The sequence below is a fragment of the Methylocystis sp. genome, assembly GCF_050251305.1.
GTDB lineage: Bacteria > Pseudomonadota > Alphaproteobacteria > Rhizobiales > Beijerinckiaceae > Methylocystis.
This window is the reverse complement of the sequence record NZ_JBFWNB010000082.1, coordinates 1-8,677: the sequence shown is the minus strand read 5'-3', so window position 1 is coordinate 8,677 and position 8,677 is coordinate 1. Positions and strand designations below refer to the sequence as shown.

Genomic DNA, 8,677 nt, shown 5'->3' with positions numbered 1-8,677 from the left:
TGCCTTCTAAGCAGTAGGTCGCAGGTTCGAATCCTGCCGGGGTCGCCATATATGACTTCCCTGTCTGGCGTTGTCTGGCGCCGCGTCGGCCGTAGTGATACGGTCCGCGGCGGAAGCTGCGCCGTCGACGGCTCCGTAGCTCAGCCGGATAGAGCAACTGCCTTCGAAGCAGTAGGTCGCAGGTTCGAATCCTGCCGGGGTCGCCAGTCGAAGTTCTGTAGACGGGGACAGGCGAATGCGGCTCAACCGCGAGGGGGCGAGGAGAATCGCCGGCGCTCTGACCGTCATCGCGCTCATGTCGCCGCTTGACGCTTCGGCCCAGGATTTTTTTGATTCCCTCTTTGGGCCCGAGCCGCCGGCGGCGTACCCGTCCGGACGCTCATGGCGCCCGGCGCGTCCGCGGGAGCGCGCCAGGGTGCGGCTGCGCGCCCCGAAGGCGTCCGTGCGTTACGCCAAGCCAGACGCCAAATCTGGCGCCAAATCTGACCCGGCGAGCGGAGACGCGGACTCCATGCAGGGAGGCGGCTACTGCGTGCGGTCCTGCGACGGCTATTATTTTCCCCTGGTCAAATCCTCACATCTTTCAGGGCAGCAGTCCTGCGAATACGCCTGTCCGTCCGCACGCGTCGAGCTTTATCAGGGGTCAAGCATCGAGCAGGCGCGGAACGCCCAGGGAGAGCGCTATTTGGCGCTGTCGACCGCGTTCAGCTTCCGCGAGAAACTCACGGCGAGATGCTCGTGCAACGATCCGGCCGGGTCTCACGAGCATTACGTGCAGCTGTCCGGCCGGGATCCGACGCTGCGATCCGGCGATATCGTCATCGGCGATGCGGGCGCGCGCGTCTACAGCGGCGCCCGACTCGTGAGCGTGAGCCACGCCTCCCGGCGCGTCCGGACGCAACTCAGACATTTGCTTCAGAACGCCGCCCCCAGGGAGGCGGACGCCGTCCAGGACGGCTCGCTCGCGCTGGCGAAAACGCATCGGCGCGAAAAATAGTCGAGGCTGAGGCGTCTCTGCGCTTTACAGCCCGCCCGCCTGCCGTTATGCGCGAGCTCGTTTATGACAAATTTGTGACGGGTTCCCGGAGGCTAGAGCGCGATGCTGTCTTGGTTTCAGGCGCTCATGCCGCGAGAAGAGCGCTTTTTCGACCTTTTCGAGCAGCATGCCGAGACGCTTGTCGCTGGATCGCGCGCCTTGCGGGACCTGTTGAACGGGGGGAATCGCGTGCCCGTCTGCGCCCAAGAGATCCGCAGCCAGGAGCTCGAGGCCGACGCCATCACCCACGAGGCCCATCTCGCGGTGCGGCGCACGTTCATTACGCCCTTCGATCGCAGCGACATCCGCGATCTGATCACGGCCATGGACGACACGATCGACCAGATGCACCAGACGGCGAAAGCGACGCTGCTCTATGAAGTTCGCGATTTCGAGCCCGCGATGCGTCGCATGGGAGACATTATCGTTCAGTCGGCGGATCTCACGCGCAGCGCCATTCCCTTGCTGCGGTCGATGCGTCAAAATGCCGGGAAGCTCAATGCGTTCAGTGAGGAGATCACGCGAATCGAAGATGAGGCCGACGCCGTACATGATCAGGGTTTGAAGGAGTTGTTTCTGGCGCATCGCCATGAGGATGCGATGGCGTTCATCGTCGGCGCGGAGATTTACGGACATCTCGAGAGCGTCGTCGACGGCTTCGAGGACGTCGCGGACCGCGTCGCAGGCATCGTCATCGAGCATACCTAGAGAAAACGCTTGCAGAATTTCTCGTCCTATCTCCTTGCGCTCATCGCGGTCGCATTGATCTTCGATTTCCTCAACGGTCTGCACGACGCCGCCAATTCCATCGCGACAATCGTTTCGACCCGCGTATTGCGTCCGCATCTCGCGGTGTTCTGGGCGGCCTTCTTCAACTTCATCGCTTTCCTGTTCTTCGGCCTTCACGTCGCGCAAACCGTCGGCGCCGGCATCATCTCGCCCGACATCATCGATGATTTCGTCATCTTCGGCGCCCTGGCGGGGGCGATCGTCTGGAATCTGATCACATGGGGACTGGGCATTCCTTCCTCGAGTTCGCACGCCCTCGTCGGCGGGCTGGTCGGCGCCGGCGTGGCGAAGGTCGGCGCTTCAGCGATCGTCTGGAACGGGCTGATCAAGACCGGGGTCGCGATCGTGCTGTCGCCGGCGCTGGGCTTTTTCCTGGCGCTTATGCTGATCCTTCTGGTGTCGTGGATCGTTGTACGGCGGACCCCCGGGAGCGTCGACGCGCTGTTTCGCGTTCTGCAATTCGCTTCGGCCTCGCTCTACTCGCTGGGCCATGGCGGCAATGACGCGCAAAAAACCATGGGCGTGATCGCTGTGCTGCTTTACTCGCACGGCGCGCTCGGAGGAGAATTCTACGTGCCGTTCTGGGTCGTCATTGCGTGTCAGGCGGCCATGGGCTTCGGAACCCTGTTTGGCGGGTGGCGAATCGTGCGCACGATGGGTTCGAGGATCACTCGACTGACCCCGATGCAGGGGTTTTGCGCCGAGACCGGCGGGGCGATCACCCTGTTTCTCGCGACGGGTTTGGGAGTGCCGGTATCGACGACGCACACGATCACCGGCGCGATCATCGGCGTCGGCGCGTCGCGGCGCATGGCGGCGGTTCGCTGGAATGTCGCCAAGGACATCGTCGTGGCTTGGGTCATCACCATGCCCATGGCCGCCTTTTTCGCCGCGGCGTTCTACGTGCTCGCGAGGTTCGCGGCATGAAACCGCCCAAACCGAAAAAGAAGCGCGACTCCGCCAGTCCTGCGCCGCGCACGCAATATGCGGCCCTGCCTTGGCGAATCAACGAGGGCCGCGTGGAGATCATGCTCGTCACCTCCCGCGACACCAAGCGCTGGGTCGTTCCCAAGGGCTGGCCGATGAAAGGGCGAAAACCGCATATCGTCGCGGCGATCGAGGCGGTTGAGGAAGGCGGCCTGATCGGCAAGATCGAAACGGCGAAGCTTGGCGAGTTCAGCTATGAAAAACGGCTCGCGAGCGGGGCGACGGTCGATTGCCGCGTCGAAGTGTATCCTCTCCGAGTGCAGAAACAGCGCAAGAAATGGCGCGAGAAAAAGCAGCGTGCGACGCGATGGTTCGAGGGCGCCGTCGCCGCCGATCTCGTGGAGGAGCCTGAATTGTGCGACCTGATCTTGGACTTTTGCGTCGCGCCGGCGCAGAAGGCTTAGCGCGCCCGAGCGGGCGGCGGATCGGCGCGCATCCAGCCTTTCGGCAGCTTCATCCGAGACGCCTTGCAAAACTCCGTCGGTTCGACGTTTTTGGCGGCCCGGTCCCGTCGGCCGGAGCGGGTCCTTGCCGCGGGGGGAGCGACCTTGTCGCCCTTGTTGTAGACGGTCTTCTCCTTGCAAACGTCGGGGCATTTGCCGACGACGTCCGACTTGTTGGGGCCGCATTTCTTGCAGGCGCAGATGACGTTGGGGAAATCCTCGCCGCTGGCCGCCAGCGCCGGCGCGACGCCCGCAATCAGCCAAGCGCAGACGCCCGCATAAGCCGCAAACCGGGAAACGGCCACCATATTTCTTCTCCTTCGAAGACTTTCTCCGCCTAATAAATAGGAAGATTGGAACATATTCTAAGAAGTGCGTCCTTAAGAGACGTTGAGCCGCGCGAGTCCGGCTTCGAGATCCGATCTCAAATCGGCGACATCCTCGAGTCCGATCGAGAAGCGCAACGCGGGGCCCTCCGGCGCCCAGCGCGTCGCGGTCCTGTATGAGGCGCAGTCGAATGGGAGCACAAGGCTTTCATAGCCGCCCCACGAATATCCGATGCCGAACAGTTCCAGACCGTCGACGAATGCGGCGACAGCGCTTTTCGGAACGTCCTTGAAAATAACCGAAAAGACGCCGGAGGCGCCGAGGAAGTCGCGCTTCCAGAGCGCATGACCAGGATGACTCGCAAGCCCTGGGTGAAGCACCCGCGAGACCTCGGGTCGGTCCGCCAGCCAGTTGGCGATCTCCAGCGCGGCGCGCTCCTGCTCGCGCAGCCGCAGCCCCATCGTGCGCAGGCCGCGGAGGGCGAGGGCGGCGTCGTCGGGACTCGACCCGATGCTGAAGGCGTTGAAGGTCGCGCGCAGCCGCTTGGCCCATTTCGGATTGGCGGAGACCAGTCCCATGAGGAGGTCTGCGTGGCCCGCCAGATATTTGGTGCCGGCTTCGATCGCGAGATCGCAGCCGCGCTCATGCGGCGGGAAGAACAGCGGGGTCGCCCAGGTGTTGTCCGCGATCACGCAGGCGCCATGGGCGTGGGCCGCGGCGGCGATTGCAGGAACGTCCTGAATCTCCATGCTCTGCGAACCGGGCGACTCGACGAGCACCGCAGTCGTTTCGGGCTTCATCATCCCGGCGATATCGCCGCCGATCAAGGGATCATAATAGTCGACCGTGACGCCGAAGCGCGTCAGCAGACCGTCGCAGAAGATCCGGGTCGGCTGATAGGCGGAATCGACGATCAGCGCGTGCGCGCCGGCGTGCGTGGCGGTCAGGAGCGCAAGTCCGATGGCCGCGAGGCCGGACGGCGTCAGCACCGTGTCGGCGGCGCCGGCGATCTCGCTCCAACCGCGCTCGAGCGCGCGCGTGGTCGGCGTGCCCTTGGTGCCATAGGTGTAGGGCTGCCGCAGTCCTTCGAGCGCGGCGACCGTCGGAAACAGCACCGTCGATCCGCGGTAGATCGGCGGATTGACAAAGCCGAAATGCTCGAATGGTTCGCGCCCGGCTTGCGTCAGAATCGTGGCGGGCCTTAATTTGCGCCTTGTTTTTCTCTTATCTTCCGACATGCCGCCTCTGACGAGTCGCTTTTGCGTGAGCGCCGCGCGAACCTAGTATATCCTTCGCCGGATGCCGAGCCCGCCATGATCCGCTGTCCAAAATTCGCCCTGATTGCGGCCGTCGCCGGCGCTTTTTTCGCTGTCGGCGCGCGCGCGCAAACCGACGTGGGTCCGACGCTCGCGCAGGTTGTCAAGAATGGCTATCTGACCTGCGGCGTGACCGTCGCGCCAGGCTTCGCGCAGCGCGACGGCGCAGGAGAATGGCGGGGCTTCGACGCCGATTTCTGCCGGGCAGTCGCCAGCGCCGTTCTCGACGACCCGGCGAAGACGCATTTCGTAGAACTCTCGCCGAAGGAGCGCGTCGGCGCGCTGCAGGCGGGCGCCGTGGATCTGCTCGCCAGCGCGTCGCCCTGGACCCAGGTCCGCGACGCCGGCCAGAAGCTCATCTATGCGGGCGTGGCGCTGCACGACGGCCAGGGGTTCCTGGTTCCCCGTCAGCGCAGCTTCGCCAAGGTTCAGGACCTCGACGGCGCTTCGATCTGCGTCGAACAGGGCACGCCTTACGAACTGGAGGTCGCCGACTTTTTTCGGGCGCGAAAGGCGAAATATGAGCCGAAGCTGTTTGGGAGCTTCGAGGAGGCGGTCAAAGCCTATGACGAGGGAAAATGCGACGCGCTGACGGCCGACGTCTCGACGCTGCACGGCGCCCGCGTCGGGCTGAAGGCGCCTGCCGATCATTCCGTCCTTCCGGAACTGGTCTCTAAAGCGCCGCGCGGCCCGCTGGTGCGCCAGGGCGACGATCAGTGGCTCAATATCGTTCGCTGGACGCTTTTCGCCATGCTCGACGCCGAGGAGCTGGACGTGTCCAAAGCGAATGCGGACGCCGCCTTGTCGTCCGGGAATCCGCAAATTCGACGGCTGCTCGGCGTCGACGGCGCCCATGGCGGCGACCTTGGCCTGTCGGAGGATTGGGCCTATCGGATCATCAAGCACGTCGGCAATTACGCCGAAGTTTTCGACCGCAACCTCGGGCAGGGGTCGCCCTTCGCGATGGAGCGTCGGCTGAATGCGCTGTGGACCAAGGGCGGCCTGATGTTCGCGCCGCCCGTCAGATAGCGGTCTCGTCAGGCGAAACGGCGCGTATCTTCGCCCACCATTCCGCCAGGGCCTGGCGCTCGGGCGCGACGTCCGCCGCAAGCGGCCCGGCGAAGGCGCGCCATTCGGCGCGATAATGCGGCGACACCGCCGCGATCACCGGAACCCGAGCGGCCATCGCCGCGCGGAAGGCGTCGCAGAGGCCGCCGCGCCCGGCCTCCTGTTTGGAAAATTTGCTGATCACAATCAGTTGCGCGCCGTTGCGCGCGGCGCGCTCGACCGCCGCGCAGGCCAGCGCCAGCTCGCCTGTATCGAGATTGCAGGCGACGGAGCCGGGGCCAAGGTCCTGCGAAATCGGATAAGCGGCGCCGGTGACGACGTCGCGCAGCATGATCCCCGAGCGTCCGGAGGCGTCCGAAACGCGCGTCTGGGTCACCCCGCCGACCCGCACGCCGCTCTGCATCAGCTCCTCGGCGAAGGCCTGCATCAGCGACTGCACGCGAACGCTGTCTTCGGCGGGAAGGGCAGCAATGCGGGTCCATCCTGTCGTGTCCGTGAGCGGCGCGCCGCTCTCGACGGGGGATTCTTTGATCGGGAGTGACATCGACGCCTCGCCCGGCGCGTCGAAAGAGCCTATGTTTCAGGTCGCGCCGCCAAGCCTCTTGTTTATCAGAGCGCGCGGACGATTTGATAGAGAGCGTCAGAGAAAACGACGTGAACCGCAGTGGGCGATCATTCGAATAAGCCGCCAGCCACCCATGGCTCTACGCAATCCGGGCCGATCGACGCTTTCCTGGACAAGGCGAGGAGCGTCTCGGCGAGCCAATTGCGCGGCCGGCTCATTTTCGCGCTCGATGCGACGATGAGCAGACAGCCGACCTGGGATATGGCGCAGTCGATTCAGGGCGAAATGTTTCGCGCGACTGCGGCGCAGGGCGGCCTCGACGTTCAGCTCGTCTATTTCCGCGGCTTCGGGGAGTGCCGCGCCTCGCGCTTCGTTTCGGGCGGGGAGGGGCTCGGCGCGCTGATGGCGCGGATCTCGTGCCGCGGCGGACGCACGCAGATCGGCAAGGTGCTGCGTCACGCGCTCGACGAATCGCGCGCGGGACGCGTCGGGGCGCTCGTTTACGTCGGCGATGCGATGGAGGAGCCCATCGAGTCGCTCGCCGCCGCCGCGGGCGAACTCGGGCTGCTCGGCGTCAAGGCGTTCATGTTTCAGGAAGGCCACGACCCGACGACGCAGCACGCGTTTCGCGAGGTCGCGCGCTTGACCGGCGGCGCATATGCGGCGTTCGACGCCGCCGCGCCGCGGCGGCTGGCGGACCTGCTCGCGGCCGCCGCAGCCTACGCCGTCGGCGGAAGACTCGAATTGGAGCGGCGCGCCAGCGAAGGGGGAGCTGCGGCGCGCCTGCTCCTTTCTCAGATCGGTTGAGGAAAAACGGATGCCCATTCTGATCGGACTCATCGCCCTGGCCCTGACGATTGTGGCGCTCAACGCCTATACGAAGACGTCGCCGGCGCTGTTGGCCGTGATCCTCAAGCGTGGCGGCGGCGTCTTGGCGTTGGCGCTCGGCGGGCTGCTTCTCGCCCGGGGACGCCTCGATTTGGGCATGGCGCTCCTTGGCTTTGGCGTCTGGCTCATGGGCATCAGCGGCGGTCCGCTGCGCGGCTTCCGCAATGCCGGCTCTGGCGCCGGCGGCGTGTCGCGCGTTCGATCGGCGATGATCGAAATGGAGCTCGACCACTCGACGGGGGCGATACGCGGCGTGGTTCTGGCTGGTCAGCACGAAGGCGCGCAACTCGACTCGCTGGCGCGGCCCGCGCTCGTCGAACTCTATGGGGTGTGCCGGCGCGACGACCCTGACGGCGCCCGGTTGTTAGAAGCTTACCTGGATCGGCGATTTCCCGGCTGGCGTGCGGCAAGCGATGCGTACGCGGACTCGGGGAGCTTCAACGCGGGCGAGGGCGGCGCGCGTCGCCCTGGCGCGATTACGGAAGACGAGGCGTACGAAATTTTGGGACTCAAGCGCGGCGCCGCCGCCGCGGACATCGCGCGCGCTCACCGCGATCTGATGAAGAAGCTTCATCCAGATCTTGGCGGAACGACGGATCTTGCCGCCCGGGTGAATGAGGCCAAGGACGTCCTGATGCGGCGTCACCAGCACTGATGCGCGCCGCGCGCCTCTGTAGTCGTGGTCCCAGGTGGCGGACATGTCGCTGCGTTAGTTCTTGGTGGTGAAACAGGCGAAGCCGGAGCGTTTGAGCGCGGCGCACGCCGATTGCGCGGTGTTTTCCTCAAGCCCGGCGAAACGCGCGCGATAAAGCGTTTCCGATCCTTTCTGCACCTTCTCGGTGAAGGCCGTGGCGGTGGGCGGGAAGCCTTGAAGCTGGCTGCGCGCGCGCGAGAGGAGCTGGTTTGCCTTTTCCCGGTCGTCGGTCGCGCCGATCTGGATCATCCATCCGGCGCGCGAAGGACGGCCGACGTCGGCCTTGCCGAGTTGCGATTTGGCGGTCGCGCCACGAATGGCGGAGGGCGTCGTGGACACTGTCGTGACGTCGAGCTTGCGGGCGCCGACGGTCGTCGAGCCGTCGCGCGCCGAGACAGGCGTCGCGCCTCGACGCCCCTTGTCGTTGCCGGACGCGCTCTTACTCGCTGGCCGGTTCTGTCCGCCCGACACATAGGCGGGACGCACGGCGGGAGTTTCGACGCTTTCACGCTGCGGAATGTCCGCTGACGGAACCGGAGGGGGTTGCCGGCGAACGAAGGGCTC

At 65.3% G+C, this 8,677-nt stretch carries 11 protein-coding genes and 1 tRNA gene; 8 read left to right on the top strand and 4 right to left on the bottom strand.

The window, feature by feature from the left end; translation table 11 throughout:
* Positions 1-129 precede the first annotated feature (129 nt).
* The 5 genes from AB7F41_RS16730 to AB7F41_RS16710 all read left to right on the top strand — a co-directional run bounded on the left by AB7F41_RS16730 (position 130) and on the right by AB7F41_RS16710 (position 3,216).
* A tRNA-Arg gene (locus AB7F41_RS16730) sits at positions 130-206 on the top strand.
* 209 nt (positions 207-415) lie between these two features.
* The gene (locus AB7F41_RS16725) at positions 416-997 is read left to right on the top strand and encodes a DUF2865 domain-containing protein (protein WP_428380875.1); all 582 of its coding nucleotides are present in this window, start codon (positions 416-418) and stop codon (positions 995-997) included.
* Positions 998-1,099: 102 nt separating this feature from the next.
* Positions 1,100-1,744 carry a DUF47 domain-containing protein gene (locus tag AB7F41_RS16720; RefSeq protein ID WP_428380877.1) on the top strand — a complete coding sequence of 215 codons (645 nt, stop codon included), beginning with the start codon at positions 1,100-1,102 and terminating at the stop codon, positions 1,742-1,744.
* A 9-nt stretch (positions 1,745-1,753) separates the two neighbouring features.
* Positions 1,754-2,752: an anion permease gene (locus AB7F41_RS16715; protein WP_428380879.1), complete on the top strand. Its 999-nt coding sequence runs from the start codon at positions 1,754-1,756 to the stop codon at positions 2,750-2,752.
* Positions 2,749-3,216: an NUDIX hydrolase gene (locus tag AB7F41_RS16710; RefSeq protein ID WP_428380881.1), complete on the top strand. Its 468-nt coding sequence runs from the start codon at positions 2,749-2,751 to the stop codon at positions 3,214-3,216. The genes AB7F41_RS16715 and AB7F41_RS16710 overlap by 4 nt, the downstream gene beginning before the upstream one ends.
* On the opposite strand, the gene AB7F41_RS16705 is transcribed toward AB7F41_RS16710, so the two are convergent.
* Positions 3,213-3,563: a hypothetical protein gene (locus tag AB7F41_RS16705; protein WP_428380883.1), complete on the bottom strand. Its 351-nt coding sequence runs from the start codon at positions 3,561-3,563 to the stop codon at positions 3,213-3,215. The genes AB7F41_RS16710 and AB7F41_RS16705 overlap by 4 nt on opposite strands.
* Positions 3,564-3,635: 72 nt before the next feature.
* Positions 3,636-4,820, bottom strand: coding sequence for a cystathionine beta-lyase (metC, locus tag AB7F41_RS16700; protein WP_428380885.1), 1,185 nt, complete (start codon positions 4,818-4,820; stop codon positions 3,636-3,638).
* Positions 4,821-4,895: 75 nt separating this feature from the next.
* Between metC and AB7F41_RS16695 the strand changes: the two genes are divergently transcribed.
* Positions 4,896-5,927, top strand: coding sequence for an amino acid ABC transporter substrate-binding protein (locus AB7F41_RS16695; RefSeq protein ID WP_428380887.1), 1,032 nt, complete (start codon positions 4,896-4,898; stop codon positions 5,925-5,927).
* Here AB7F41_RS16695 and AB7F41_RS16690 read toward each other — a convergent pair.
* Positions 5,920-6,510: a DUF2478 domain-containing protein gene (locus tag AB7F41_RS16690; RefSeq protein WP_428380889.1), complete on the bottom strand. Its 591-nt coding sequence runs from the start codon at positions 6,508-6,510 to the stop codon at positions 5,920-5,922. The two genes, AB7F41_RS16695 and AB7F41_RS16690, sit on opposite strands and share 8 nt — an antisense overlap.
* Before the next feature lie 120 nt (positions 6,511-6,630).
* Here AB7F41_RS16690 and AB7F41_RS16685 point away from each other — a divergent pair, with 120 nt between their 5' ends.
* The gene (locus AB7F41_RS16685; protein ID WP_428380891.1) at positions 6,631-7,338 is read left to right on the top strand and encodes a VWA domain-containing protein; all 708 of its coding nucleotides are present in this window, start codon (positions 6,631-6,633) and stop codon (positions 7,336-7,338) included.
* A gap of 10 nt (positions 7,339-7,348) precedes the next feature.
* Positions 7,349-8,074: a DnaJ domain-containing protein gene (locus tag AB7F41_RS16680; RefSeq protein WP_428380893.1), complete on the top strand. Its 726-nt coding sequence runs from the start codon at positions 7,349-7,351 to the stop codon at positions 8,072-8,074.
* A 54-nt stretch (positions 8,075-8,128) separates the two neighbouring features.
* On the opposite strand, the gene AB7F41_RS16675 is transcribed toward AB7F41_RS16680, so the two are convergent.
* On the bottom strand, positions 8,129-8,677 hold a 549-nt coding region (locus tag AB7F41_RS16675), incomplete at its 5' end, for an SPOR domain-containing protein (protein WP_428406708.1).

Excerpts from the sequence above, each read along its gene's own strand:
- AB7F41_RS16680 (WP_428380893.1), top strand. The coding sequence starts at position 7,349 with ATGCCCATTCTGATCGGACTCATCGCCCTGGCCCTGACGATTGTGGCG.
- AB7F41_RS16705 (WP_428380883.1), bottom strand. The coding sequence starts at position 3,563 with ATGGTGGCCGTTTCCCGGTTTGCGGCTTATGCGGGCGTCTGCGCTTGG.
- AB7F41_RS16690 (WP_428380889.1), bottom strand. The coding sequence starts at position 6,510 with ATGTCACTCCCGATCAAAGAATCCCCCGTCGAGAGCGGCGCGCCGCTC.
- AB7F41_RS16720 (WP_428380877.1), top strand. The coding sequence starts at position 1,100 with ATGCTGTCTTGGTTTCAGGCGCTCATGCCGCGAGAAGAGCGCTTTTTC.
- AB7F41_RS16695 (WP_428380887.1), top strand. The coding sequence starts at position 4,896 with ATGATCCGCTGTCCAAAATTCGCCCTGATTGCGGCCGTCGCCGGCGCT.
- AB7F41_RS16710 (WP_428380881.1), top strand. The coding sequence starts at position 2,749 with ATGAAACCGCCCAAACCGAAAAAGAAGCGCGACTCCGCCAGTCCTGCG.
- metC (WP_428380885.1), bottom strand. The coding sequence starts at position 4,820 with ATGTCGGAAGATAAGAGAAAAACAAGGCGCAAATTAAGGCCCGCCACG.